This window comes from Blastococcus sp. Marseille-P5729 (assembly GCF_900292035.1).
Lineage (GTDB): Bacteria > Actinomycetota > Actinomycetes > Mycobacteriales > Antricoccaceae > Cumulibacter.
Window position 1 is genome coordinate 464248 of sequence record NZ_OMPO01000001.1, and the last position, 25771, is coordinate 490018.

At 69.4% G+C, this 25771-nt stretch carries 28 protein-coding genes, 2 tRNA genes and 1 riboswitch; of the genes, 9 read left to right on the forward strand and 21 right to left on the reverse strand.

What is annotated here, in order from left to right; all coding sequences use genetic code 11:
- The 8 genes from rnc to DAA40_RS02255 all read right to left on the reverse strand — a co-directional run bounded on the left by rnc (nt 1) and on the right by DAA40_RS02255 (nt 7483).
- Nucleotides 1-735, reverse strand: a complete 735-nt coding sequence (gene rnc, locus DAA40_RS02220) for a ribonuclease III (RefSeq protein WP_199849463.1) — start codon at nt 733-735, stop codon at nt 1-3.
- A gap of 17 nt (nt 736-752) precedes the next feature.
- Nucleotides 753-932, reverse strand: coding sequence for a 50S ribosomal protein L32 (rpmF, locus tag DAA40_RS02225; protein WP_106848101.1), 180 nt, complete (start codon nt 930-932; stop codon nt 753-755).
- A 64-nt stretch (nt 933-996) separates the two neighbouring features.
- Complete coding sequence (locus DAA40_RS02230) at nt 997-1569, reverse strand: DUF177 domain-containing protein (protein WP_106848102.1); 573 nt, start codon at nt 1567-1569, stop codon at nt 997-999.
- Between the two features lie 161 nt (nt 1570-1730).
- Nucleotides 1731-2414, reverse strand: coding sequence for a hypothetical protein (locus tag DAA40_RS02235; RefSeq protein ID WP_106848103.1), 684 nt, complete (start codon nt 2412-2414; stop codon nt 1731-1733).
- Between the two features lie 28 nt (nt 2415-2442).
- Complete coding sequence (coaD, locus tag DAA40_RS02240) at nt 2443-3018, reverse strand: pantetheine-phosphate adenylyltransferase (RefSeq protein WP_199849464.1); 576 nt, start codon at nt 3016-3018, stop codon at nt 2443-2445.
- Entirely contained in the window at nt 3015-3572 is a 558-nt protein-coding gene (gene rsmD, locus DAA40_RS02245; protein WP_106849209.1) for a 16S rRNA (guanine(966)-N(2))-methyltransferase RsmD, read from the reverse strand. The genes coaD and rsmD overlap by 4 nt, the downstream gene beginning before the upstream one ends.
- A gap of 3 nt (nt 3573-3575) precedes the next feature.
- Nucleotides 3576-5810 carry an ATP-dependent DNA helicase RecG gene (locus DAA40_RS02250; RefSeq protein WP_199849465.1) on the reverse strand — a complete coding sequence of 745 codons (2235 nt, stop codon included), beginning with the start codon at nt 5808-5810 and terminating at the stop codon, nt 3576-3578.
- A complete protein-coding gene (locus DAA40_RS02255) occupies nt 5810-7483 on the reverse strand; it encodes a DAK2 domain-containing protein (RefSeq protein WP_106848104.1) in 1674 nt (557 codons plus the stop codon). Before DAA40_RS02255 ends, DAA40_RS02250 begins: the two co-directional genes overlap by 1 nt.
- 170 nt (nt 7484-7653) lie before the next feature.
- Here DAA40_RS02255 and rpmB point away from each other — a divergent pair, with 170 nt between their 5' ends.
- A complete protein-coding gene (rpmB, locus tag DAA40_RS02260; RefSeq protein WP_106848105.1) occupies nt 7654-7845 on the forward strand; it encodes a 50S ribosomal protein L28 in 192 nt (63 codons plus the stop codon).
- A gap of 69 nt (nt 7846-7914) precedes the next feature.
- Here the strand turns inward: rpmB and DAA40_RS02265 are convergent, their stop codons facing one another.
- Both DAA40_RS02265 and DAA40_RS02270 read right to left on the reverse strand, forming a co-directional pair.
- A complete protein-coding gene (locus tag DAA40_RS02265; protein WP_158716182.1) occupies nt 7915-8544 on the reverse strand; it encodes an AAA family ATPase in 630 nt (209 codons plus the stop codon).
- Between the two features lie 32 nt (nt 8545-8576).
- Complete coding sequence (locus tag DAA40_RS02270; RefSeq protein ID WP_106848107.1) at nt 8577-9545, reverse strand: thiamine-phosphate kinase; 969 nt, start codon at nt 9543-9545, stop codon at nt 8577-8579.
- Nucleotides 9546-9589: 44 nt separating this feature from the next.
- Between DAA40_RS02270 and DAA40_RS02275 the strand changes: the two genes are divergently transcribed.
- Nucleotides 9590-10108 carry a DUF3515 domain-containing protein gene (locus DAA40_RS02275; RefSeq protein ID WP_106848108.1) on the forward strand — a complete coding sequence of 173 codons (519 nt, stop codon included), beginning with the start codon at nt 9590-9592 and terminating at the stop codon, nt 10106-10108.
- Here the strand turns inward: DAA40_RS02275 and DAA40_RS02280 are convergent.
- Nucleotides 10105-11109 (reverse strand): NAD(P)H-dependent glycerol-3-phosphate dehydrogenase, encoded by a 1005-nt coding sequence (locus tag DAA40_RS02280; RefSeq protein ID WP_234356203.1) that lies wholly within the window; start codon nt 11107-11109, stop codon nt 10105-10107. The two genes, DAA40_RS02275 and DAA40_RS02280, sit on opposite strands and share 4 nt — an antisense overlap.
- The gene (locus tag DAA40_RS02285) at nt 11106-11888 is read right to left on the reverse strand and encodes a 1-acyl-sn-glycerol-3-phosphate acyltransferase (protein WP_106848109.1); all 783 of its coding nucleotides are present in this window, start codon (nt 11886-11888) and stop codon (nt 11106-11108) included. The genes DAA40_RS02280 and DAA40_RS02285 overlap by 4 nt, the downstream gene beginning before the upstream one ends.
- Before the next feature lie 79 nt (nt 11889-11967).
- On the opposite strand from DAA40_RS02285, the gene cofC reads away from it, so the two are divergent.
- From cofC to DAA40_RS02300, 3 genes are read left to right on the forward strand one after another with little or no spacing between them, the layout of a single operon-like run.
- Nucleotides 11968-12630 (forward strand): 2-phospho-L-lactate guanylyltransferase, encoded by a 663-nt coding sequence (cofC, locus tag DAA40_RS02290; RefSeq protein WP_106848110.1) that lies wholly within the window; start codon nt 11968-11970, stop codon nt 12628-12630.
- Nucleotides 12627-14690: an RNA degradosome polyphosphate kinase gene (locus DAA40_RS02295; protein ID WP_106848111.1), complete on the forward strand. Its 2064-nt coding sequence runs from the start codon at nt 12627-12629 to the stop codon at nt 14688-14690. The genes cofC and DAA40_RS02295 overlap by 4 nt, the downstream gene beginning before the upstream one ends.
- 10 nt (nt 14691-14700) lie before the next feature.
- Nucleotides 14701-15597, forward strand: coding sequence for an NUDIX hydrolase (locus DAA40_RS02300; RefSeq protein ID WP_158716184.1), 897 nt, complete (start codon nt 14701-14703; stop codon nt 15595-15597).
- 65 nt (nt 15598-15662) lie between these two features.
- On the opposite strand, the gene DAA40_RS02305 is transcribed toward DAA40_RS02300, so the two are convergent.
- The 3 genes from DAA40_RS02305 to leuC form a co-directional block, all read right to left on the reverse strand.
- Nucleotides 15663-16292 (reverse strand): HU family DNA-binding protein, encoded by a 630-nt coding sequence (locus tag DAA40_RS02305; RefSeq protein WP_106848113.1) that lies wholly within the window; start codon nt 16290-16292, stop codon nt 15663-15665.
- A 178-nt stretch (nt 16293-16470) separates the two neighbouring features.
- Nucleotides 16471-17094: a 3-isopropylmalate dehydratase small subunit gene (gene leuD, locus DAA40_RS02310; protein ID WP_106848114.1), complete on the reverse strand. Its 624-nt coding sequence runs from the start codon at nt 17092-17094 to the stop codon at nt 16471-16473.
- A gap of 8 nt (nt 17095-17102) precedes the next feature.
- Entirely contained in the window at nt 17103-18506 is a 1404-nt protein-coding gene (gene leuC / locus DAA40_RS02315) for a 3-isopropylmalate dehydratase large subunit (protein ID WP_106848115.1), read from the reverse strand.
- A gap of 117 nt (nt 18507-18623) precedes the next feature.
- Here leuC and DAA40_RS02320 point away from each other — a divergent pair, with 117 nt between their 5' ends.
- Nucleotides 18624-19328, forward strand: a complete 705-nt coding sequence (locus DAA40_RS02320; protein WP_106848116.1) for an IclR family transcriptional regulator — start codon at nt 18624-18626, stop codon at nt 19326-19328.
- Here DAA40_RS02320 and DAA40_RS02325 read toward each other — a convergent pair.
- The 5 genes from DAA40_RS02325 to DAA40_RS02345 form a co-directional block, all read right to left on the reverse strand.
- Nucleotides 19325-20248, reverse strand: a complete 924-nt coding sequence (locus DAA40_RS02325) for an amidohydrolase family protein (protein ID WP_158716185.1) — start codon at nt 20246-20248, stop codon at nt 19325-19327. The two genes, DAA40_RS02320 and DAA40_RS02325, sit on opposite strands and share 4 nt — an antisense overlap.
- A 29-nt stretch (nt 20249-20277) precedes the next feature.
- Nucleotides 20278-20694, reverse strand: coding sequence for a hypothetical protein (locus DAA40_RS02330; RefSeq protein WP_106848118.1), 417 nt, complete (start codon nt 20692-20694; stop codon nt 20278-20280).
- 87 nt (nt 20695-20781) lie between these two features.
- Nucleotides 20782-20857, reverse strand: a tRNA-Glu gene (locus tag DAA40_RS02335).
- Nucleotides 20858-20935: 78 nt separating this feature from the next.
- Nucleotides 20936-21007 (reverse strand) — tRNA-Gln (locus DAA40_RS02340).
- A 108-nt stretch (nt 21008-21115) separates the two neighbouring features.
- The gene (locus tag DAA40_RS02345; protein ID WP_106848119.1) at nt 21116-21898 is read right to left on the reverse strand and encodes a fumarylacetoacetate hydrolase family protein; all 783 of its coding nucleotides are present in this window, start codon (nt 21896-21898) and stop codon (nt 21116-21118) included.
- 141 nt (nt 21899-22039) lie between these two features.
- Between DAA40_RS02345 and DAA40_RS02350 the strand changes: the two genes are divergently transcribed.
- The 3 genes from DAA40_RS02350 to DAA40_RS02360 all read left to right on the forward strand — a co-directional run bounded on the left by DAA40_RS02350 (nt 22040) and on the right by DAA40_RS02360 (nt 24037).
- Nucleotides 22040-22510, forward strand: a complete 471-nt coding sequence (locus tag DAA40_RS02350) for a universal stress protein (RefSeq protein WP_106848120.1) — start codon at nt 22040-22042, stop codon at nt 22508-22510.
- Nucleotides 22507-23367, forward strand: coding sequence for a 3-methyladenine DNA glycosylase (locus DAA40_RS02355; protein ID WP_106848121.1), 861 nt, complete (start codon nt 22507-22509; stop codon nt 23365-23367). The genes DAA40_RS02350 and DAA40_RS02355 overlap by 4 nt, the downstream gene beginning before the upstream one ends.
- Nucleotides 23368-23485: 118 nt before the next feature.
- Nucleotides 23486-23594, forward strand: a riboswitch (SAM riboswitch).
- Between the two features lie 35 nt (nt 23595-23629).
- Complete coding sequence (locus DAA40_RS02360; RefSeq protein WP_158716186.1) at nt 23630-24037, forward strand: hypothetical protein; 408 nt, start codon at nt 23630-23632, stop codon at nt 24035-24037.
- 43 nt (nt 24038-24080) lie between these two features.
- Here the strand turns inward: DAA40_RS02360 and DAA40_RS02365 are convergent, their stop codons facing one another.
- Nucleotides 24081-25634, reverse strand: a complete 1554-nt coding sequence (locus tag DAA40_RS02365) for an acetolactate synthase large subunit (RefSeq protein ID WP_106848123.1) — start codon at nt 25632-25634, stop codon at nt 24081-24083.
- Nucleotides 25635-25771: the final 137 nt, after the last annotated feature.

The window sequence follows — 25771 nt, forward strand, 5'->3', positions numbered from 1 at the left end:
TCAGCTCGTGGGCTCGGGGACGTCGAGCATCAGGGAGGTCTGGCGGGCCGCCTCCTGCTCGGCCTCCTTCTTGCTGCGGCCGGCTCCCGAGCCGTATTCCTGCTCCCCGAGTACGACGGTGGCGGTGAAGGACTTGCTGTGATCGGGCCCGGTCTGCTGAACCCGGTACGCCGGGAGCCCGTGGCCGCCGGCGGCGCACTGCTCCTGCAGGTGCGTCTTCCAGTCCAGCCCGGCTCCGGTGCGGACGGCGGCATCGATCTCGGGCACGAGAAGCCGGCGGACGACCGCGCCAGCGACCGTGGGCCCAAGGTCTAGATGAATGGCCCCGAGGACGGCCTCGAAGGCGTCGGCCAGGATCGAGTCCTTGTCGGCACCGCCCGTGACGATCTCACCGCGGCCCAGCAGGATCATCGGGCCGAGCCCGTGATCGCCAAGACGGCGGGCGATGTCAGCCAGGGCGCGCATGTTGACGACCGCGGAGCGCAGCTTCGCCAGCCGCCCTTCGGGCAGGTCGGGGTAGGCGCGGTAGAGGTGCTCGGTGACGTGCAGGCCGAGGACGGCGTCCCCGAGGAACTCCAGCCGCTCGTTCGGTGGCAGCCCGCCGTTCTCGTAGGCGTAGGAGCGGTGCGTCAGCGCCAGCCCGAGACTCGCAGGCACCTCGTCGATGCCCAGAGAATCACAAAGATGAGCGACTGCCTCCTCGGGCAGGTCGCTCACCTTGTGGGGTTGGCTCACGGGTTCGCCCCGCGAGCTCAGACCTCGAGTACCTGACGGCCTGCGTAGTGACCGCAGTTGCTGCAGGCGGTGTGCGGACGCACCGGGGCGCCGCAGGCGCGGTTGCTGCAGGTGGTGAGGGCGGTCGGGGTGGTCTTCCACTGCGAGCGACGCGAGTGGGTGTTGGCCCGGGACTTCTTGCGCTTGGGAACGGCCACGGTGGTCTCCTACGGTGTGCTGCTGACAAGTATCTGGACGGCGTACGGCGGGACGCTGTGTGCCTTACTGGTCGAGGTTGCCGAACTTCTCCTGCAACGCCGCCCAGCGAGGGTCGATCTGCTCGTGGGTGTGATCCTCCGGCAGATCCTCCAGCCGCTCACCGCAGCCGGCGCACAACCCCATGCAGTCGGGGTCGCACAACGGCGTGAGCGGCAGGGCCAGCACGATCGCGTTGCGGCTCACGGGCTCGAGATTGACGCGGTCATCGACCAGCCGCGAGATCTCGTCCTCGTCGGTGGTCTCGTCCGTCGTGCTGCCCGGGTAGGCGAACAGCTCGACGATGCGCACCTGCACCTGCTCCTCGACGGGGTCCAGGCAGCGTCCGCACTCCCCCGACGCCGTGGCTGACACGGCGCCGGAGACGAGAACTCCCTCGGCCACCGATTCCATCCGCAGGTCAAGATCGATCGGGCTGCCCGGGGGGAGCTTGATCAGCTCGACCCCGAGATCGGCTGGTGCAGCCTCGGTACGACGTACCTCTTGCATCGCGCCGGGTCGGCGTCCGAGCTCCCTCGTGTCGATGACGAAGGGGCCGGACGGCGGATGCTTGTGCCCGTGAGAGCCGTTAGCAGTCATGTCACCCGGTGCAGTACGAGAACTACCTCGCACGAGACCATCTCAGCGAGTGACCCGGTTGCCCGGGCCAGCAGATAAGACTACCCGATCAGATGCGCGCCTGGCGATACTGCGCCGCGCAGCACAGTGGGCAGCGGGCAAAGATCACACCCGCCCGTGGGTCAGCGGCGCCCGTCCTGGTCGTAGACGTCGCGGTAGCCCGAGCGGCGGGTGTGCACCTGGTCGCGGCCGCCCTCGACGGTGTGCATGAGCTTCTGCAGGGTCAGCGACAGCTGGGACAGCGAGTCCTCCACGTACCGGTCGGCGTCGCTGCGCAGCTTCGCGGCCTGACGCTCGGCGTCGACGCGCACGTCCTCTGCCGCCGCGACCGCCGAACGGTGCACCTCGTGGTCGGAGACCAGCCTCTGGTGTTCATCGCGGGCAGTCTGGACGATGCCGTCGGCCTTCGCGCGAGCGGTCTGGCTGATGGCGGTCGCCTCGGCCTGCGCACCGGCGACGATCCGGTCGGCGTCGCTGTTGGCCTTCGAGACCGTGCGATCGGCGTACTCGTCGGCCTCCCGCGTCGTGCGCTCGGCGCCGTCCCGGGCCTCGGTGACCAGCCGGTGTGCCTCGTTGTTGCAGGACTCCTCGAGCCGGTCGGCCTCCGCGCGGGCGGAGGAGATGATCTCGTCGCGCTGCTCTAGGATCTCGCGGGCGTCCTCGACCGCCGCGGGAAAGGCATCGCGCAGGTCGTCGAGCAGGTCCAGCAGCGCCGGGCGGTTCACGATCGCGGACGACGACATCGGCACGCCCTTGGCGTCCTCGACCGCCTCGATGATCTCCTCGAGGATCTCGAATACCCGCATGCCCTGCTCTCCTTGTCGACGTGGGGTCTCAGGAGGCCGCGACGTCCTCCGCGAGTCGCTCCATGAGCGCGTCGTACGCCGCTGTGCTCAGGAAGGGGCGGACATCGCCGCCGTACTTCGCGACCTCTTTCACCAGGCTTGAGGATATGTAAGAGTGCTCCGGATTGGTCGTAAGGAAGAGCGTTTCGACCCCGGCGATTTTGTGATTCATCTGGGACATCTGGATCTCGTAGTCGAAGTCTGTCGCCACCCGAAGGCCCTTGACGACGCCCGACACGTCGTTCTTGGTGCAGTAGTCGACCAGCAGGCCCGACATGGTGTCGACCCGCACGTTGTCCAGCCCGGCCTCAGCGGCCGAGTCCAGGACGATCCGCTGGCGCTGCTCGAGCGAGAACATGGTGCTCTTGTTGCGGTTGACGAGTACCAGCACGACGACCTCGTCGAAGATCGCGGCCGCACGCGAGATGATGTCCAGATGCCCGTTGTGCACGGGATCGAACGAGCCCGGACAGGCGACCCGGCGGATCGGCCTGGCAGTTCGCCCGTCGCTCGAGGGCAGCTGCTGTGCGCTGGTCGCTGCGGGGGCCTGCTCGTCGACGTTCATAGTGGCCGACCGTACCAAAGCACGGTCTCGCCGTAGCGCCGGTCGCGCACCGGCTCGATCTGCGGGGGCCACCTCCAGCCGGCTCGACGGTCACGCTCGACGACGACCAGCGCCTCGCAATCGATCGCCTCCGCCGCCAGAAGATCTCCGAGCAGCGCGGCCAGCGCGTCCGCATCGTCGTCGTACGGCGGATCCACGAACACGGTCAGCGCGCGGACGCCGGCCAGCCGCGCGGTCAGGCTCTCGACCCGTCCGGCCAGCACGGTGACCCGGTCAGCGACCCGGAGGTCACGCACGTTGCGCTCGATCGCCTGCAGTGCGGGGCGGGCGGATTCGACCAGCACGGCAGAGGGCGCCCCGCGGCTCAGTGCCTCGAGCGCGACCGCCCCGCTTCCTGCGTACAGGTCCAGGAAGAGACCGCCGTCCAGATCGTGGGTCGCCTCGATCGAGGAGAACAGCGCCTCCCTGGTCCGGTCCGAGGTCGGCCGGGTCGCACGGCCGTCGGGGACGGCGATTCGCCGTCCCCCGAGCTCGCCGGCGATGATGCGGCTCATCACTCAGCCCTTCAGCAGGTAATCGAGGGTGCGCTGCTGATCCAGGGATGACAGCAGGCTGCGCAGCATGGGGTGCTGCTCGAGCCGCGGGTCCTCCGCGATGATCCGGTCGCACAGCTCACGCGCGAGGATCAGCAGGTCGGCGTCGTCGCGCAGCGACAGCAGTCGCAGCTGCGACCGGGTGCCGGACTGCGCCACGCCCAGGATGTCACCCTCCCGCCGCAGCTCGAGGTCGCGATCGGCGATCTCGAACCCGTTGGAGGTCTCCTCCAGTACCCGCAGCCGCTCGAACGGCTTGGTGGACGACGGCATCGGGGTGACCAGCAGGCACAGCCCCTTCGCCGATCCACGACCGACCCGTCCACGTAGCTGATGCAGGGTGGCCAGACCGAACAGGTCGGCATCGAGCACGACCATCGTGGTCGCGTTCGGGACGTCGACCCCTACCTCGATGACGGTCGTCGACACCAGGACGTCGATCTGGCCGGCCCCGAAGCTACCCATGACGGCGTCCTTCTCCTCCGAGGTGAGCCGGCCGTGAAGAACGGCGAGTCGCAGTCCGGCCAGCGGTCCCTCCGACAGGCGACGCTCGACCTCGATCACCGAGGCCTTCACGCGCTGCTTCGCGCCGTCGTCCTCTGGCCCGGGCTCCTCACCGGTCTCGTCGTCCGCTGCGGTGTCGTCCAGGCCGATGCGCGGGCAGACCACGTACGCCTGGTGCCCGGCGGCGACCTCCTCGCGGATCCGCTCCCAGGCACGGTCGAGCCAGGCCGGCTTCTCCCCCGCCGGTATCGCCGTCGTGCTGATCGGGGACCGCCCCGGTGGGAGGTCGCTCATGACGATCGTCTCCAGGTCGCCGAAGGCGGTCATGGCGATGGTGCGAGGGATCGGGGTCGCGGTCATGACGAGAGTGTGCGGGGCGGTCCCGTCGCGGCCCTTGCGGCGCAACATGTCGCGCTGCTCGACCCCGAAGCGGTGCTGCTCGTCGATCACCACCAGCCCGAGGTCGGCAAAGGACACCTTGGACTCCAGGAGCGCGTGCGTGCCGATGACGATCGATGCCGCGCCGGACGCGGTGTCCAGCATCGCCTGCTTGCGCTTGGCGGCAGGCATCCCGGAGGAGATCACGACGACCTTGACGGCCTCCGGGTGCGCGCCGAGCGTCCCGGGCTCGCCGAACGGCTCGAGCAGCGCCCCGATAGAGCGGGCGTGCTGGTGCGCGAGCACCTCGGTGGGCGCGAGCAGTGCACTCTGACCGCCCGAGGCGGCAACCTGCAGCATGGCGCGAAGCGCTACCAGGGTCTTGCCCGACCCGACATCACCCTGCAGCAGCCGGTGCATCGGGTGCTCACGCGCGATCTCGGCTGCGATGATCTCGCCGGCCTGTCGCTGGCCCTCGGTGAGCTCGTACGGCAGGGAGGAGTCGAGCTCAGCGAGCAAGCCGCCGTCGGTCTGCGGGCGGGCGATCGCCGGCAGCAGTGTGTTCTCGTACCGGTCCACGCTCAGCGCCAGCTGCATGGTCAGTGCCTCCTGCAGCTTCAGACGCCGGTCGGCGGCCTGCACCTGCCCGCGGTCCTTGGGGCGGTGCTTGGTACGGAACGCGGTGTCGAGGTCGACCATGCCCAGCCGGTCGAGCTCGTCCGCCGGAAGCGGGTCGACCAGCGGCGGCAGCAGGTCGAGGGTCAGCTCCACGCAACGGCGAATGGAGCCCGAGTCGAGCTTGGCGGTGGCCGGGTAGATCGGCATCAGACGGTCGGCGAAGTCAGCGATGCTGGTGAACGTCAGGCCCTTGTGCCTCGGGCCGTCGAGGCTCTCGGACCCGTCGACGAGCACCTCGGCGGACGGCTGGGTCAGCTGCCAGCGGCCCTTGAAAGTGCCGACGATGCCCGTGAACAGCGCGCGGGTTCCCTGCGTGAGCCGCTTGGCAATCCACTGCTGGTTCCAGAAGACCGCGTCGATGGTGCCCTGCTGCAGCCGTAGGGTGGCCACGCAGCGGCCCTTCCCGCGACGTCCGGACTTGTTGGGGATCCACGAGCACGAGACGACCTCGGCGAAGAAGGTGAGATGGTCGCCCTCAGTGAGCGTGGACTCCGAGCTCGCATCGCCGGTCTGCAGGTACTTGCGCGGGTAGTGGGTCAGCAGGTCCGCGACCGACAGCAGATCGAGCTCCGCTGCGAGCTTCTCCGCCGAGGCGCGGCCGAGGGCGTCGACCAGCGAGGAGTCGAAGGAGAGCGCCACTACTCGACGCCCAGCAGCACGGGATGGTCCAGGTGACCGCCGGCGAGGACGGCGACCTCGACCTCCGGGTGACGCGCGCTCAGATCGCTGGCGAGGTCCTCGGCCAGCCCGTCCGGTGCGCGCCGCCCGATGACGAGCGTGACCAGCTCGCCACCGGTCGCCAGCAGCATGTCGAGCAGCGTCATCGTCACCTCCAGGATGGAGGGCCCGATGGTGATGACGTCCGCCTCGACCAGCCCGAGCACGTCCCCGGGCTGGCACGTACCCGCCATCGTCAGCGCCTCGCGTACGGCGACGGTGACCTCGGCATAGCGGGTGCCGGCGGCGGCGTCCGCCATAGCCATCACGTCGTCGCCGAAATAGCGCTCCGGCTCGTGCACCGCGATCGCGGCCAGCCCTTGCACCAGCGACTTGGTGGGGACGACGGCGACCTCGATCCCGGCCTCGCGGGCCTCGCCCGCCGCCGCGTCGGCGACCGCCGAGGTGTCGCGGTCGTTGGGCAGCACCACGACCATCGGGGCGCCGGTGCGCTCGATAGCCTGCAGCACCTCTGCGGTGGACGGACGGCGGCTGCTGCCGCTGTCCACGACCACGGCGCCCTCGGCCTCGAACACCTCCCGCAACGCGTCGCCGGGCGCGATCGCGACGATACCCACAGACCCCCCGGCGGGGGCCCGTACTGGCTGGCCGGCGAACCTCGTGACCTCGATGTCGCGCAGCCGGCCGGCCTCGACGCCCCGCTCGATCGCCGCGCCGATGTCGTTGACGTGCACATGCACCTTGTAGAGGACTCGCGCCTCTGCGTCCGAGTCGTCGTCGGCGGTGGCTACCACGACGCTGTCGCCGAGCTCGCGCAGCTGCTCGGTCAACCGCTCGGCGTCCTGCCGCCGGGTCTCCAGCAGGTACACCACCTCGTACTCGTAGTCCTCCGAGGAATGCGGCCACTCGTCGGGTTCATCCTCAAGCGGTGTCCTCCGAGCCCAGTCGGCACCCCCGGCGGGCGTGCCGCCGGTCGCGGCGGCCAGCGCGTCGAAGATGATCGACAGGCCGCGGCCGCCGGCATCCACCACGCCGGCCACCCGCAGCGCCTTGAGCTGCTCGGGGGTACGACGTACCGCCTCCGCGGCAGCCTGGGCCGCGGCCGTGCTCACGGCCGCGACGCCCTCCATGGTCTGGGCGACCTGCTGGGCGGTGGCCAGGGCGGCATCGGCGGCGCGGTCGGCGACCGTGAGGATCGTGCCCTCGGCGGGGTCGGCCACGCCGGCGCGGGCCCGCTCGGCGCCTCGTCGGATCGACTTCGCCAGCAGCCCGGGGGCGTCGGTCACCGCCTGCCCGTCCACGAGGGCGCCGAGCACCTCGGCCATGCCGCGGATGAACTGGCTGAGGATCACCCCGGAGTTCCCTCGCGCCCCCAGCAACGCGCCGCGGGCGATGACGGCCGCCGCGGCCGCGAGGGCAGCCGGTCGCTCTCTGCGCAGGGCGTCGGTCATCGCCCGCAGGGTGAGCAGCATGTTCGTGCCGGTGTCGCCGTCGGGTACGGGATAGACGTTCAGGTCGTCGATCTCGTCGCGATGTGCGCCCAATGCCTGCACCGCGGCCACGCACCACCGGCGTACGGTGGCGGCGTCGATACGGACGCCCTCGGCCTCAGGAGCCGGCGGCGGCGGGGGCATCGCGCGACCTTCCTTCCTGGGTCGACTCGGACGGCGGTGCACCATAGCGTAGGCGATCGTCGGCCGGTGTGGCGCACCCGACGCGGCGCCGGCTTTACGGACCGCATGGCCCGGGTTAGGATTGACCGGTTGTCATCTGCAGTTTCTTACCTCGATTCCCAGGAGTTCCCGTGGCCAGCGTTTGCGACGTCTGTGGCAAGAAGCCGTCCTTCGGCAAGTCGGTGTCCCACTCCCACCGCCGTACGAGCCGCCGCTGGAACCCGAACGTCCAGCGTGTGCACGCCGTCCTCGCCGGTGGCACCCACAAGACCCTGAATGCATGCACTACCTGCATCAAGACCGGCAAGGTCGTCAAGGGCTAACTAGATCCAAGGCGAAGGGGCGAGACCGTTCTGGTCTCGCCCCTTCTGCGTTCTGCTGCGTTCTGTCGCTCAGCGGGACCGGTCGCGGGCGCGGGCTGCGGTGGTGATGAGCTCGGCCGTCGCCTCCTCGCCGAAGCGGGCCTCGCTCAGCACGAGATCGTACAGCGAGTCGTCGGTCAGGTCGGTGCGGTAGAGAGTGCGCCCGTACGCCGCTCGCGCCTTGTCGATGGTCTCCACGACCTCCCGCGCGTCCTTCTCGGAGATCTTCTTGGCGGCGGCGAACGCGGCGATGCGCTGTTCTCTCGGCCCGGTGAGCCGTACGTGCAGCGCCCCGGGGATCTCGCGCAGCACCAGCACCCCTGCCCGGCCCACGAAGACCCCGCCCGAGCTGCGCGCGGTCTCGAGCATGATCTTCTCGGTCTTCTCCTTGTAGGTCGCGTGATCGGCGCCCATGCTGTGCGCCATGACCTCCGTGCCGGTGATGTCAGGAATCACCGCCATCGCGCTGATGATCCGCCAGATGCCGGTTGCGGCCTTGCCGTCCTGCGCCATCACCGTCTCGATGGGCAGGCCCAGGTCGCGAGCGATCGCGCGGGGAATGGCCCGATCGACGAACGGGATACCAAACGTGCGCGCGACGGTCGCGCCGATGTGCGAGCCGCGGAGCCCGAACGCGCTGGCGATGGTGATCACGGTCATCCCTGCATGATCCCACCTCGGCGGCGGACGCACTACGTCCGGTTGAAATGCGTCCATCCGGCCGCCTGCGGTGGCGACCCGGCGATGGTCACCGCGGGCTCGCTCGACGACCGCACGGTCCCGACTACTGACCATCCGGGCGGGACGGCGTCCGGGGCGAAGGTGGCAGCGAGGGCGTGGTCGTCACCGCCCGCGCTCACCCAGTGCAGCGGGTCGGCGCCGAGCGCGGAGGCGATCTCGGCCATGCGCGGCGGGATGTCGAAGGCGGCCGGATCGAGGTCGATGTGCACGCCGCTGGCGGTCGCGATGTGTCCCAGGTCCGCGACGAGCCCGTCGCTGACGTCGCACATGGCGCTCGCTCCGGATCGCGCGGCCCTCGGGCCCTCGGCGTACGGCGGCGCGGGACGCCGGTGCGCGTCGATGAACTGCTTCCCGGCGCGGAACCCGCGCGAGAGGATGGCCAGCCCCGCCGCGGCGTGGCCAAGCGTTCCGCAGACGGCGACGACGTCCCCGTCTCTGGCGCCGTCCCGCCGGACCGGAGCGGCCCCGTCGAGATCGCCGAGCGCGGTCACCGACACGAAGATGAGATCGCTACGGGACATGTCGCCCCCGACCAGACTGGCCCCGGCGGTCGCACACTCGTCGCGCACTCCCCTGCTGAAACCGTCGAGCCAGCCGACCTGGGTGTCAGCCGGGCAGGCGAGCCCGACGACGACCGCCGTGGGGCTGGCACCCATGGCGGCGACGTCGGCAACGGCGGCCGCGATCACGCGGTGCCCGATGTCCTCGGCGCTGGACCAGTCGCGCCGGAAATGCCGGTCCTCGACGTACACGTCGGTGCTGATGACCACTCGCCCGTCGGGCGCGGCGACGACCGCTGAGTCGTCCCCGGGCCCGAGCAGCACGCCGGGGCCGGAGGTCTGGTCTGCGGCGAGCCGCACGATCCGGTCGATCGAGGGGAACTCACCCTGCTCGCCCACTGTTCCAGAGTCGTTGTGCACCCGGCGACCGTACCAATGCCCCGCCCTAGAATGGGCGGGTGCCAATGTCGCCCGCCCGCAAGGCAACCTTCATCGCCCTCCCCGCCGCCCTGCTCGCCGGGCTGGTGACGGCGTGGCTGATCTCCAGCAATCTCGGCGACGCGGGTGAGACCGGTCCGCTCGAGAAGGTGAGCGTGCAGGAGGCCGACGGCACCGAAGACGTCTGCGCGAACGTCGTGATCGGCCTGCCGGACGAGCTCGACGGGCGGCAGAAGCGGGCAGTCACCGGGCATCCGGGCTCACTCGCGTGGGGCGACCCGCCGATCACGCTGGTGTGCGGCGTGCCGAAGCCCGACGACATCGAGACCGCCACGAACCTCACCGCGGTCAACGGCGTGACCTGGATGGTGGAGCAGGACACCGACACCTCGGACTATGGCCTGCCGGGCAGCAATGTGGTGTGGACGGCGGTCGACCGGGAGGTCTACGTCTCGGTCGCTGTGCCGTCCGACGCCTCCGGCAGCGCCATCATCTCCCCCATCTCGAAGGTGCTCGGCGAGCGCCTGAAGGGCACCGGCGCCTAGATCCCCTCCGGCTTGGGTGCCCGCCCCATCAGCACTGGAACGACATCGCGGGCGTCCCGCCCCGCATGACAGATCATCACGATGGCTTCAGTGATCGGCATCTCGACCTCGTTGGCGCGCGCCAGGTCGAGCACGGACCGGCAGGACTTCACGCCCTCGGCGACCTGTCGGGTGTGGCTGGCCGCCTCCTCCAGGGTCTCGCCGCGGCCCAGCCGTTCGCCGAAGGTGCGGTTGCGGGACAGCGGGGACGAGCAGGTGGCCGCGAGGTCACCGATTCCGGCCAGACCGGAGAAGGTGGTCACCGAGGCGCCGAGCTTCAGGCCCAGCCGTGCCGTCTCGGCCAGCCCCCGGGTCATCAAGGTCGCCTTGGTGTTGTCACCGAATCCCATCCCCTCGGCCATGCCGCAGGCGAGGGCGATGACGTTCTTGACCGCGCCGCCCAGCTCGCAGCCCACGACGTCCGTGCTGGTGTAGGGCCGGAAGTACATGGTCTGGCAGATCCTCTGCACCTCGACCGCGCGGTCGTGATCCTCGCAGGCGATCACGGTGGCTGCCGGCTGTCCCTCCGCGACCTCCCGGGCGAGATTCGGCCCGCTGAGCACAGCGACCCGATCGCTGGTCACCTCGGCAGTCTCGGCCACGACCTGCGACATCCGCAGCATGGTGCCGAGCTCGATCCCCTTCATGAGGCTCATCAACGTCGCGTCGGGTCCGATGTACGCACGCCACTGCTGGAGGTTCTCGCGCAGCGACTGCGACGGGACGGCCAGCACCACCAGATCCGCGCCGTCCAGGGCGTACCGCGGGTCGTCCGTCGCCTCGATCCCGTCCGGGAGGGTGATCTCGGGGAGATAGTCCGGGTTGGCGCGACTGCCCTGGATCGCCTCGACCAGCTCCGAGCGCCGGGCCCACAGCCGCACCGGCAGCCCGGCGTCCGCCAGGACCTTGGCGAACGCCGTTCCCCACGAGCCGGCGCCCATCACGGCGGCTCTGGTGATCACCTCGCGCCCTTCTCGTCACCGGGCCTGCCGGCCCGTTTCGGGGTCACGAAGCGGTAGAGCTCGGCCGGTGCGGGCTTGCCGCGCATCCGGCCCACCTCGTCGGCGAGGGCGCGCATCATCTCGTCGGTAAGCCGGCGGGCAGCCTGGTTATCGGTTCGCCCGTGGTACTTCGAGATGTCCATCGGCGGCAGGGCGCGAATGTGGGTCTGCTTGCGGGGAAACAGCCGCAGCTTCTTGGTGTGGTAGTCGAACGAGCGGTGGGCACCCCACTGCGCGACCGGGATCACGGGCGCCTCGGGCACGGCGAGCGCGATCCGCGCTACGCCGGTCTTGGCTTGCATGGGCCAGAAGTCGGGATCGCGTGTCACGGTGCCCTCGGGGTAGACGGCGACGACCTGCCCGTCACGGAGCGCGGCGATCGCCGCGTCCAGGGACGCCTGTGCGGCCGAGGAGCCGCGGCTGACCGAGATCTGCCGCGACTTCGTGAACAGCTTGCCGACCAGTGGCACATTGAAGACGCTGTCCTTGATCAGGAACAGCGGCAGGCGGCCCGCGGTCCACACGAAGGACGCGGTCGCGAGCGGGTCCAGCACCGAGATGTGGTTCAGGACGACGAGCGCCGGCCCGGTGACGGGAATGTGGTCCTGGCCCTCGAACTTCTCCTTGAAGACAGTGCGCGAGAGACCGCGCACCGCCGGCACCATGAACTGCAGCGCCGGTCCCAGCTTGCCGGCGGTCTTACGGCCGCGCCTGACCGCTGCGTCGGGGTTCTCGCTCACGCGTCGTCCTTTCGTCCACGCGGGGCTGCCCGACTGCCCGCGCTGTCTGTCACCTTAGCCAGTTGAGACACTGGATCCGATGACAACTCCCGACCAGCCTCGTTGGCAGGTCATCCTGCCGGTCAAACGCGCCGCGGCATCCAAGACCCGCCTCGCGGGCCTGGACCGCGCCCGGCTCGCGGTCGCCTTCGCCAGCGACACGCTGCGCGCGGTAGTCGCCTGTCCCCTCGTGGCAGGGACGGTGGTGGTGACCGAGGACGAGCAGGTGCGCGAGATCGCCCTGGGCAGCGGCGCCCACGTGATCGAGGAGCAGCATGACGGCGCGCCGCGCGGATTCGCGCGGCTCAACGCCGCCATCGTGCTTGGGATCGAACGCGCCGGACTGGCTGCTGAACCGGTCGCCGCCCTCACCGCGGACCTGCCCGCGCTCCGGCCCGACGAGCTCGCCCGCACGCTCCTGCAGGCTGGCCAGCACCGCCGGTCCTTCGTACCTGACCACGCCGGTACGGGCACCGCGTTCGTGGCCGCCCTCCGTGGAGCCGACCTCGCGCCGTCCTTCGGTGTTGACTCGGCGGCCACTCACCAGCGCTCGGGCGCGGTCCGGCTCGAGCTCGACGAGCCGGGGCTGCGGCAGGACGTCGACCTTCCGGCCGACCTGGGCTCGGCGCAGCTCCTGGGCTGCGGCCCGGCAACCACCCGACTGCTGCGCGCGGCACTCGGGTGCGCGACGATGGACCGATGAACACGCCTGCCCCCAGCGAGTGCCCCCTGCCGAGGGACCGGTACACCAACCGGGAGATCTCCTGGCTGGACTTCAACGCCCGGGTGCTCGCCTCCGCGGAGGATCCACGGACTCCGTTGCTGGAACGGGTCAAGTTCCTCGCGATCTTCGCCAGCAATCTCGACGAGTTCTACATGGTGCGCGTCGCCGGGCTCAAGCGCCGACAGAGCATGGGGCTGCTCGCCCGGTCCGCCGACGGGCTCACGGCCGCGGAGCAGCTCGCCGTCATCAACGAGAAGGCCCAGGGGCTCGTGCACCGGCACATCGCCTGCTTCACCGACGACGTCCTGCCGGCGCTGCGCGCCGAGGGAATCGACATCATCTCGCACGCGCAGCTGTCGGATCCGGAGAAGGAGCGGATGGATGCCTACTTCCGGCAGAAGGTCTTCCCCGTGCTCACGCCGCTGGCTGTGGACCCGGCGCACCCCTTCCCGTACATCTCCGGACGCTCACTGAACCTCGCCGTGGTCATCCGCGAGCCGGGCAGCAAGCTGGAACGGTTCGCTCGGGTGAAGATTCCGCCTAATGTCGATCGGTTCGTCGGCCTCGGAGGCGACCGGTTTCTGCCGTTGGAGTCGCTGATCGAGGCCAACCTCGATGGGCTGTTCCCCGGCATGGAGGTCGTCGCCCACCATCCCTTCCGGGTCACCCGCAATGCCGATCTCGATGTCGAGGAGGACCGCGACGAGGACCTGCTGCAGGCGCTTGAGCGCGAGCTGGCGCGACGCCGGTTCGGGCCGGCGGTGCGCCTCGAGGTCACCGACACGATGGACCAGAAGACCCTCGACCTGCTCACCCGGGAGATCGACATCGATCCCGGGGATGTGCTGGTCGTCCCGGGGCTGCTGGATCTCTCGTCGCTGTGGGCGATCTTCGCGGTCGACCGGCCGGACTTGAAGGACGATCCGTACGTGCCGGGCTCACCCGCCCGGTTGGCGAAGGGCGACTCGTTCTTCGACGTGCTCCGTGGCGGGGACGTCCTGCTGCACCACCCCTATGACTCGTTCGCCACGACAACCCAGAAGTTCATCGAGCAGGCCGCTGCGGACCCGCACGTGCTCGCGATCAAGCAGACCCTGTACCGCACGTCCGGCGACTCCCCGATCGTGCAAGCGTTGATCAGCGCTGCCGAGGCCGGCAAACAGGTCGTGGTTCTGGGCGAGATCAAGGCCAGGTTCGACGAAGAGGCGAACATCAGCTGGGCCCGAGCCCTCGAGCGTGCCGGATGTCATGTCGTGTACGGGATTGTCGGCCTGAAGACCCACTGCAAGACCGCGCTCGTGGTGCGCCAGGAGGGCGGATCGCTACGTCGCTACTGCCACATCGGCACTGGAAACTACAACCCGAAGACTGCGCGGCTCTACGAGGATCTCGGCCTGCTCACCGCAGATCCCGACGTCGGCGCCGACCTGACCGATCTCTTCAACGTGCTCACCGGGTACTCGCGTCAGCAGCAGTACCGCAAGCTCCTGGTCGCGCCCCACGGAGTGCGCAGCGGGCTGATCGAGCGGATCGAGCGAGAGGCCGAGCACGCGCGATCCGGTCGCGAGGCGCACATCATCATCAAGAGCAACCACATCGTCGACGAGGCTTCGATCGATGCGCTGTACCGCGCATCCCAGGACGGTGTCCGCGTCGACCTCGTGATCCGCACGAACTGCTCGGTGCGGCCCGGTGTGCCCGGGCTCTCGGAGAACATCCGGGTCCGCTCGATCGTCGGTAGGTTCCTGGAGCACTCGCGCGTCGCATACTTCCGCAACGCCGGTGAGCCGGAGATCTTCATCGGCTCCGCTGACCTGATGCACCGCAACCTTGACCGTCGTGTCGAGGTTCTGGTGCGGGTCGACGACCAGTACGCGAAGACGCGCATCACGCGGATGATCCGCCGCCTCATGGACGACGACATCATCGGCTGGGACCTGCAGCCCGACGGCACCTGGATCAACTCGGCCGACCGCTCGGACGGCGTCATGGTCGATGCGCAGGTGGAGCAGATCCAGCGAATCGGGACAGGAGCGTAGCGGTAGCGACATGGCGCAACAAGAACGACTCACGGCAGCAGGCGGGGTCCTGTGGCGGCCTACCTCCAGCGGACCGGACGTGCTGTTGGTCCACCGGCCAGGTTACGACGACTGGTCCCTCCCGAAGGGAAAGCCCGACAAGGGCGAGAACTCCATTCAGACGGCTGTCCGGGAGGTTGAGGAGGAGACCGGCCTGAGCTTCGCCGTCGGCCCGCGGCTCGGATCCGTGCGGTACCCGGTCAAGGGCCGGTCGAAGACTGTCTGGTACTGGTCGATGCGGCTCGATCCGCAATGCACCGATGATCCGCGGCCCATCGACGACGACGAGGTGGACGAGTTTGCCTGGTTGCCGCTCGCCAAGGCCTTCAAGGCGCTGACCTATCCGGCTGACCGACAGATCCTCAGCCGTTTTGCGAAGGTCGGCACTATCCCAGTAAGCCTGATCCTGGTCCGGCACGGGCGGGCCGGAAGCCGCTCACGGTGGGACGGGCCCGACGACCTCCGCCCGCTGGACGGCAAGGGCACGGATCAGGCGGAGATGGTCGGACGCACGGTCCCGAGCCTCGCCCCCACCCGGCTGCTCTCAGCCCCGCCCGCGCGGTGCCTGCAGACCGCAGAGCCGCTCGCGTCGAGAACCGGGATGATGATCGAGACGTCGGCGCTGATCTCCGATCATTGCTGGGAATCAGACCCCGAGGCGGCCATCGACCGTCTCCACCGGCTGGCGATCAAAGGCGAGCGGGTGGTCGCGGTCAGCCAAGGCAAGGTGATGGAGGCGGCGCTCAACTCGATGCTGCCGAAGCGTAGCGCCAGCTATGCAACGAAGAAGGGCGGGATGTGGGTGATCGGCGCGATTGATGACCGCATCGTCACCTACGACTACTATCCCTCGCTGCTGCCTACGTAAGGGACGACTACAACGCGAAGGTGCCCCGGGTAATCACCCCGGGGCACCTTCGCGACGGATCGACGCTACTTCTTCGCCGGGGCCTTGCGGGCCGTGGTCTTCTTGGCCGGGGCCTTGCGGGCCGTGGTCTTCTTCGCCGGTGCCTTCGCAGCGGTCTTCCGGGCGGTGGTCTTCGCCGCAGTCTTCTTCGCCGCAGTCTTCTTCGCTGCCGTCGACTTCGTAGCCGTCGACTTCGTAGCCGTCTTCTTGGCCGGCGCCGTCGCGGCGGACTTCTTCGCGGCCGCCCTGGCCGGGGCCTTCGAGGCGGTCTTCTTGGCGGCAGCCTTCTTGGCCGGTGCCGCCTTCGCTGCTGCGGCGGTCGACTTCGCCGCAGACTTGGTGGTGGTCTTCGCAGGCTTGGGTGCGGGCCCGAGCTTCATCTGACCGGAGACATAGCCCTTGAACGAGGTGCCCGGGCGGAAGGCCGGCACCGAGGTCTTCTTGAGCTTCACCGGCTCACCGGTGGCGGGGTTACGGGCGATGCGGGCAGCACGCGGGCGCTTCTCGAACACACCGAAACCGGCGATCGAGACCTTCTCACCCTTGGCGACCGCGCGGAAGACGACATCGACAAAGGCGTCGATGGCGGCGTTGGCGCCCTTCTTGTCTCCGCCGAGGCGCACGGCGAGCGCATCGATCAGTTCGGACTTGTTCACGTGTCCCTCCCAGGACGTTCTGCGGTGCGCCGCTTCCGAGGAGGACTGGAGCGAACGCGGCCGTTCCCGATGACCGGCTTGTCGGTAACGGTAGGGAATGAGGGGCCGTGGTTCAATGACCACGGCCCCAATTCCTTGGTGTGTCAAGGGTTACGCGCCGACGCGCAGCCCCTGCTCGCTACTTCGTCACCGGCTTGAACGCGGGCCGCTTTCGCTCGTAGGCGTCGATCTCGTCCTCGTAGCGGAGCGTGAGACCGATGTCGTCAAGCCCTTCCATCAGCCGCCAGCGGCTGTAGTCATCGATCTCGAAGGACATCGACAAAGCGTCTGCATCGCTTGTGCCTTGGGCATTCTGGCTTCCGACCTTGATGGTCTTGGCGCCCAGATCGACAGTGACCTCAGCCGCCGGATCCGACTCCGCACGGGCCATCAACGTCTCGACGTCCGCTTCGGGAAGCACGATCGTCAGCAGACCGTCCTTGAGCGAGTTACCACGGAAGATGTCCGCGAACCGCGAGGAGATGACGACGCGGAATCCGCCGTCGCGCAACGCCCAGACTGCGTGCTCACGGGACGAACCGGTTCCGAAGTCCGGTCCGGCGACGAGAATCGAGGCGTGCTGGTATTCCGGCCGGTTCAGGACGAAGTCCTTCTCGTTCGCCCGCCATGCTGAGAACAGCCCGTCCTCGAAACCGGTCTTCGTGACCCGCTTGAGGTAGACGGCCGGGATGATCTGATCGGTGTCGACGTTGTTGCGGCGCAGCGGCGCCATCGTTCCGGTGTGGGTAATGAACTTCTGCATGATCTCGCCTACTCGTCCAGATCGCTCGGGGAGGACAGGGTGCCGCGGACGGCGGTCGCCGCAGCGACCAGGGGGGACACGAGGTGAGTGCGGCCGCCCTTGCCCTGCCGTCCTTCGAAGTTGCGGTTCGAGGTGGATGCCGACCGCTCGCCGGGGGCGAGCTGGTCCGGGTTCATTCCCAGGCACATCGAGCATCCCGCCGAGCGCCATTCGGCACCCGCTGCCGTGAACACCGCATCCAGGCCCTCGGCCTCGGCCTGCTGCTTGACCCGCATCGAGCCGGGGACGATGAGCATGCGAACGCTGTCGGCGACCTTGCGCCCCTTGATGACCTCCGCGGCGGCGCGTAGGTCCTCTATCCGGCCGTTGGTGCACGAGCCGACGAACACGGTGTCGACGGCGACCTCCCGCAACGGCGTGCCGGCCTCCAGCCCCATGTAGGCCAGCGCCTTCTCGGCCGCGCCACGCTTCTCGGCGTCCTTGATCGCGGTCGGATCCGGCACCGAGGAGTCAAGCGTCGACCCCTGGCCGGGGTTGGTTCCCCAGGTGACGAACGGTGTCAGCGTGCCCGCATCGAGGGTGACCTCCGTGTCGAACGTGGCGTCATCGTCGGTCCGCAGCGTCTTCCAGTACTCGACCGCGGCGTCCCAATCGGCTCCCTGGGGCGCACGCTCGCGACCCTTGAGGAACTCGAAGGTGGTCTCATCGGGGGCAATCATTCCGGCGCGGGCGCCGGCCTCGATCGACATGTTGCAGACCGTCATGCGGGCCTCCATCGACAGCGCCTCGATCGCCGAGCCGCGATACTCGATGACGTGGCCCTGCCCGCCGCCCGTGCCGATCTGGGCGATCACGGCGAGGATGATGTCCTTGGCGGTCACGTCCTGACCCAGCTCGCCGTCGACGGTCACCGACATCGTCTTGAACGGACGCAGCGGCAGCGTCTGGGTGGCGAGTACCTGCTCGACCTCGGACGTGCCGATCCCGAACGCCAGCGCACCGAACGCACCGTGCGTAGAGGTGTGGCTGTCGCCGCAGACGACCGTCATGCCCGGCTGGGTGAGCCCCAGCTGCGGGCCGATGACGTGCACGATGCCCTGGTTCTCGTCGCCCATCGGGTAGATGGGCACGCCGAACTCCGCGCAGTTCTTGCGGAGCGTGTCGACCTGCAGCCGCGAGACCGGATCGGCGATCGGCTTGTCGACGTCCGTGGTCGGGACGTTGTGGTCCTCGGTCGCAAGAGTGAGGTCGGTGCGGCGCACCGGACGCCCCGCGGCGCGCAGGCCGTCGAAGGCCTGTGGGCTGGTCACCTCGTGCAGCAGGTGCAGATCGATGTACAGCAGATCGGGCTCGCCGTCGGCGCTGTGCACGACGTGCTGCTCCCAGATCTTCTCGGCCATGGTCTTGCCCATGAGCAGCCTCTCCGTTCGTCTCAATATGTGAGAGTATGTCTCAACTAGTGAAATTGTAGGCGCTGGGGCGCCGGACCCGTAAGGCGATCCCAGGAAGTGAGAACGTAGTATCACGTCATGGAACATGCGGTGACAGGCATCGGGGTCCTGGACAAGGCGGCCGCCATCGTCGAGTGCTGCGCGCGAACCCCGCGCTCGCTCGCCGAGCTGGTCGAGGAGCTGGGACTGCCGCGCGCCACCGCGCACCGGATCGCCTCGGCGCTCGAGACGCACCGGGTGCTGCGCCGCGACACCGAGAGCCGGTGGGTCCTGGGGCCGGCGATCCTCGAGCTGGCTGCCTTCGCCCGCGATCCACTGGTCGATGCCTCACTGACGGTGTTGCGCAAGCTTCGCGACCTGACCGGGGAGAGCGCCCAGCTGTTCGTCCGGGAGGACGACACCCGCGTGTGCGTCGCCGCCTCCGAACGTTCCAGCGGCCTGCGCGACACCGTGCCGATCGGCGCCCGGCTCTCCATGAAGGCGGGGTCGGCCGCACACGTGCTCATCGCGTGGAGCGACGACCAGGACATCGCGCACACCCTCACCGAGTCGGCGTTCACCACGCGCACCATCGCCGGCGTCCGCAAGCGTGGGTGGTCGGCGTCCATCGCCGAACGGGAGCCGGGCGTGGCGTCGATCTCCGCGCCGGTCCGCGATCGCCGCGGCGGGGTGGTGGCCGCGCTGTCGATCTCCGGCCCGGCCGAGCGGATCGGCCGCTCCCCCGGCACCCGGTGGTCGCGGCCGCTGCTGAACGCGGCGGCGGAGCTCGAGCGCAAGCTCTAGGACGCCGCGAGCCTGGCGACCACCGCGGCGGCCTGGTCCGCCGCGACCTGCAGATCCGCCAGCGCCGCTGTCACATCGATCGTGCGCAGTTCGCGGTCCCGGACGACGACCGCGCCGTCGACGATGACGTGCCGTACGTCGTAGGCGCCGGCGCTGTAGACGACCCGGGCTGCTGGATCGTGCCACGGTGCGGTCGCTGCGGAGCCCAGGTCGATCAGCTGCAGATCGGCACGCATGCCGACCGCGATCTGACCGACCGCCTCCCAGCCGAGAGCCCGTGCGGCATCCGCCGTCGCCATCCGGATCGCGCGATAGGCCGGGATCGCCGTAGGGCTCTGGGTCTGCCCCTTGGCCAGCAGCGCGGCCAGCCGCACCGACTGCAACATGTCCAGCGCTCCGGCCGATGCCGCACCGTCGGTGCCGCAGGCGACATCGACCCCTTCCTCGAGCATCCGGGCAACCGGTGCGATTCCACACGCCAGCTTCAGGTTCGAGGCCGGGCAGTGCGCGATGTGCGCTGCCGCTGACTCGTGGAAGAAGTACATGTCCAGTGCGCCGGTCGTGCCGCCGAGGAGGCATTCGGCCAGTGCCGCACGTACACCGGTGGCCACTAGCTCCGGGGTGAGCGGGTCGACCTCGGCGGCGACCGACCGCTGCAGGAAGACCTCCAGGGTCACGTCGTCGGTGAGCCCGCGGAAGATGTTCATCGCCAGATGGGTGTGCGTGTTGATCCAGCCGGGCAGCAGAACGCACCCCGCGCCGTCGAGCACCTGGAGGTCCGAATGCGTGGCACGCATCCCGTCGAGCTCGCCGATCGCGGCGATCACGCCGTCCTCGATGAGCACGGCGCTCGCCCCCAGCGTCGTCTCGTCCGGATCGCAGACCAGCACCGCGTCCGCGCCCACGAGCAGCCCGCTCACGCCGCGCCCACCAGGCCGTCGAGCGCTACTCAGATGGCGGACTCGACTCCGTCGGCGACCGGGAAGGTATCGGGCACGAGCTGGCCGGTGACGCCGTCGTCGCGCACACATGCCTCGCCGATCACGAGCTCCCCGTCCCCCAGGCCCGGTTGCAGGGCGCCGGCGGTGCCCAGCCGGACGACGGAACGGACGCCGCCGTCCGCCAACTCCTGGAACAGGCACATCGCACCCGGTGCGCCGACGCCGTGCGAGGCGACCACGACCGGGACGCCGCGCCAGGATCCGAGGAAGGAGCGGAACTCTCGGCGGTGGGCGAGCTCGCGCGGACCGTCGAGCCGGTCGGCGACCTGCGCCGCGCGGGCGGGATCCCCGACGACCACGGCATGGGCCGGAAGGCCGGTGGCAGGCAGGCCGGTGAGCGGCTGGTCGGAGGCGGACTCGTGCATGCGGCCTCCTTCTGCGCGGGGGCCAAAGCTTCTGCGCGGGGGCCAAAGTCGCGAGGCCCATCTCCAATGGAGACGGGCCTCGAGAAGTGGTACCCCCGACCGGGTTCGAACCGGCGTTACCGCCTTGAGAGGGCGGCGTCCTGGACCACTAGACGACGGGGGCAGATCCTGCACCTGATGCGAGCGGAAACTCTATCAGAGCCTCGACAGGCACTCATGGGCACCCCGATCGCATTCAGAGCTGGGGTACCAGGACTCGAACCTAGACTAACTGAACCAGAATCAGTCGTGCTGCCAATTACACCATACCCCAAGGCAGGCGGCTCTTTCCCCCGGAGCTACCCGGCGAGAGCGCCAGCGGTAGATGTTACCGGACCGCGTTGCCGAGCCGCCACCGGGATGAGTGTGCCCCTCGCAACAACTACTCGTCCGCGACGACGGGGTTGGTCAGCTCGAGATCGCCGACGCGCACGCTCACCTCGTTGCCGGCGACGATCGGGCCGACCCCGTCGGGGGTGCCGGTGATGATCACATCGCCCGGGAGCAGGGTCATCACGTGCGAGATGTACGAGATCAGCGTCGGGACGTCGAAGATCAGATCCTTGGTCGAGCCATCCTGGCGAGGCTGCCCGTCGACCGTGCAGATGACGGGCACGTCGTCGTACGCCATGTCGGTGTCGATCCACGGGCCGAGCGGACAGAAGGAGTCAAAGCACTTGGCCCTTCCCCACTGTCCGTCCGACTTCTGCAGATCGCGCGCCGAGACGTCATTTGCCGCGGTGATGCCGAAGATGGCCTGATCGGCGTCCTCGCGGGTGAGCTTGCGGGCCCCGGTCGCACCGATGACGACCGCGAGCTCGGCCTCGTGGTCCACCCGCTGCGAGACCGCCGGGAGCCGGATCGGATCACCGGGCCCGATCACCGACGTCGAGGGCTTCAGGAACAGCATCGGCTCCTTGGGCAGCTCGTTGCCGAGCTCCGCGGCGTGGGCGGCATAGTTCCGACCGACGCAGACCACCTTCGAGGGCAGGATCGGCGAGAGCAGTCGTACGTCGTCGTACGCCCACCGGTCCCCGGTGCGCGACAGGCGGCCGAAGGGATGCCCGTCGATCGCTTCGATGGTCCAACCCGAGCGATCCCCATCCCCGTCGATCACACCAAAGGTCATTCGTCCCTGCGGGTCAACGAACCGAGCGATGCGCATTGTTCCTCCTGGTTCATGGCGGGCCTACCCGGCACGGGCAGCACCCGCCCAACCTACCGCGACGGACCGGTACCCGGACGACCGCTGGCATAGGATCGAGTGGCTACGGAAGCGTGGCGCCATCAGCCTGAGGAGGACCCGATGAGCATCCCCGACCACCCCGTACCTGACGCTGTGACCGGGGTCGTCGTCGGAGACGACGGTTCGGGACGGGCGCTCGAGGCGATCGAGTACGCGGCCGAGGAGGCCGCGCGTCGTGGCACGTCCCTGACGGTCGTCCGCGCCTGGAACATCAAGAACGCCGTCCGGCCCGCCGACGTGGGCCCAGGCGTGATCCCCTCGACCCAGGAGTTCCAGGATGCGACCGAGGCGCACACCCGTGCCCGCGCCGAGTCGGTCGCCGCTCGGTTCGACGTGCCCGTGCACGCCATGGCTTTGCACGGCTCGCCCACCAAGGCACTCCTGCAGCTGTCCCGGACTGCCGATGTCGTGGTAGTCGGCGACCGCGGTGTCACCGGGCTCGCGGGCCGGATCATCGGCTCGGTCGCCGACACGGTCGTGCGGGAGGCCGAGTGCCCGGTGGTGGTCGTCCGTCGCCGGCAGGACGGGTGATTCTCGAGCGTTGCTGGGTCGCGCGCCAGCGCGAGCATCTCGCGCGGATCGACGCTCTGGTCGGTGCACACGAGGCGCGGCAGGCACGGGCCATCGCGCACCCGGTCGAGGACTTCCTATTCACCTACTACGTCTACCGGCCCAACCAGCTGCGCCGCTGGCATCCCGGGATCGGCACCGCGATCAGCGACCTGACGGCACCGCATCGAGACTGGCCGTTCTATACCGTCCGCGACTCATCGATCACGGTCGATGCACGTGCGCTCGCGCGGCAGCGCAGCGGCGCGGTCGAGCTCGTCCGGCGGCTGATGCGCTCCACCCTCGACCGTCCGGCGCGACACGGCTGCTTCGGGATGCACGAGTGGGCGATGGTGTACGGACTTCCGTCCGAGAAGGTTCGGCACAGCTCTTGGCCGCTGCGGCTGCCGCCCACGAAGGTGGCGGCCACGGTGGACGAGCGCGGGCTGCGCTGCACTCACTTCGATGCCTTCCGGTTCTTCACCGAGCCCGCGGCGCCACTCAACGAGACCCAGCTCAGCCGGCAGGACCAGCTCGCGCAGGAACAACCCGGCTGCCTGCACGCCGGAATGGACCTCTACAAGTGGGCGTACAAGCTCGCGCCGGCGACATCGTCCAGCCTCGTCGCCGACGCCTTCGAGCTCGCCCGGGACATCCGGTATGTCGACATGCAGGCCAGTCCGTACGACCTCAGCGAGCTGGGCATCGCGCCGATCCGGGTGGAGACGGCGTCCGGCCGGGCGCAGTACGTGGCGCTCCAGAGGGAGTTCACCGAGCGGGCCCGACCGATCCGCGAGCAGCTGCTCGCGGTCTGCCAGTCCCTTCGGGCTGCGGTCTAGTCATGATGCGCAGCTCGCTCACGGACCAATATGGCCCTCCCCGCTGACGGCACTACACGCCCGTCGACGACCGGGTGCCCGGGCCGGCGCGCCGCGCCGTGAAGTATCGTTCACCGCAGGTCGAGAGATCTGGCGCGAAGTCCCGGCTGGCCAGACAGCAACCCGCTCCGTCGCGGGTGCTCCGGGAGCAGACCAGCCGCTGCCGACCGGTGGCGGAACAGACGGAACGGAACCTCCGTATCCGAGAACGATGGAGGTCATCATGCCTAATCAGCCGCGCACTGAGCACCCTCAGAACTGCCAGAGCTACGGCCCAGGCCACACCATGCACTGGGTCCACGCCAAGCAGGTGGGCAAGACGCCTTGGGGCTGGCGCGATGGCTTCGCGCGGACAGCTGCCGACGTGATCGTGGTGGCCTACGCCGGAGGTGGGTCGATAGCGGTATGGCATCACCGCCGCGTCGACTTCCCGCCCGGAACTCCGGTGCGCGTCCACGAGCAGTTCCATGCGCTCGCGGTCGGGAGCCTGTGGATCAATGTCGACATTCGCGAAGGTGGAGCGGGGGCCGTCCTCGAACCGAGCATGCCCGAGCTGTGGGCGGCTGAGATGCAAGCCGGAATCACGTCCGTCGTAGAGGGGACCGGGGTAGGCCTTCCAATCTCGGAGTAGCAGTCGGCCGGTTCGCGATCGGTCACTCCGCTCTGGCTGCGGTCTACAGACGCACCTCGATCAGTGCCGGGCCAGGCTCGGCCAGCGCGCCCTCCAGCGCCGTCGCCAGCTCGTCCATCGTGGTCACGGCGGACGCGGGCACCCCCATCGATCCGGCAAGCGCGACGAAGTCGATCGCGGGGTTGTCGATGTCGAGCAGTGCCTGCGCCTTCGGTCCGAAGGCGGGGACGCCGACATTGCGCATCTCGTTGTGCAGGATCTTGTACTTGCGGTTGGCGAACAGCACGATCACTATGTCCAGCTGCTCGCGCGCCGCCGTCCAGAGCGCCTGCGGCTGGTACATCGCGCTGCCGTCGCTCTCCAGCACGATCACCTTGCGGTCGGGGCAGGCCACGGCCGCGCCGATTGCGCACGGCATCGCGTAGCCGATCGACCCACCGGTGCCGACCAGCCAGTCGTGCGGCCGCGCGGTCTCGGTCTCAGCGACCAGCGTGCGACCTGAGGTGATCGACTCATCGACGACGATCGCCTGCTCCGGGAGCAGGGAGCCGATCAGGGCGCCGAGCCCGGCGACGTTCAGCTCACCGGACGGCCGCTGCGGCAGCTCGAGCGGGCTGGTGCGGGCCGTCGCGTCGCCGGCAGCGAGGGCATCGACCAGCCCGTCGAGGGCCTCGGTCAGGTCGTGGTCGGGGCGGGCGAGCTCGACGACCTGAGCGGTGCGTGGCCAAAGCACGCTCGGCCGGTCCGGGTAGGCGAAGAAGCTCACCGGACCCTTCGCGCCCACGAGCACGATGAGATCGTGCTCGGCCAGGAACGTGGCGGCTTGGTCGGGCGGGTACGGGATGCGGGCGACCGGCACCCGGCCGGCACCGCGGGTTATCCGCGAGGTCATCGTGGTGGTCAGCAGCTTGGCCCCGGTGGCGGCCGCGACCTTGCCGGCCGCGCCCAGCGGCTGCTCCAGCGTGGCTCCCGGACCCAGGATGATCGCCGGCGACTCGGCGCGCGGCAGCAGCGCGGCGACCGCGTCGACGGCCTCACCGTCCAGCGGTGCCGGCTGCGGGTCACCCGCCTGCGGAGCCTGGACGGACGACGACCTCACCTCGTTCCAGGCGGCGTCCGCCGGGAGGATGAGCGAGCTGATCCGGCCGGGCCTGCGGCGTGCCTCGCGGATGGCGGCAGCGGTGTCCAGCGGGACCGAGTCGGCGTCCGGCGTGGTGCGCACCCAATGGCTGAACGGCCGCGCGGCGGTCTCGATGTCGGAGGTCAACGGCGCGTCGAGGTGACGGTGATAGGTCGCGTGGTCGCCGATCACGTTCACCATCGGCGACTGAGCGCGCAACGCGTTGTGCAGGTTCGAGAGCCCGTTGGCCATGCCCGGCCCGAGATGCAGCAGGGTGGCCGCTGGAGTGCCGGTCATCCGCGCGTAGCCGTCGGCCGCCCCGGTGACCACCCCCTCGAACAGCCCCAGCACGCACCGCATCCCCTCGGTGGCGTCGAGCGCGGCGACGAAGTGCATCTCGGAGGTACCCGGATTGGCGAAGCACACGTCGACGTCGTTGGCCATCAGGGTCTGCATCAGGGCGTTCGCACCGTTCACGACGGCACCTCCTCGCGGCCACGGCCCGCGGCCAGATCGTTCGCTGTTGTAACTACCTGCCCAACCTATAACCAACCCGGCGGCGTCGGCAGCGCCCCACGGCGAAACCGCCCGTGGGCCGGGGCTCGTCTAGGGTG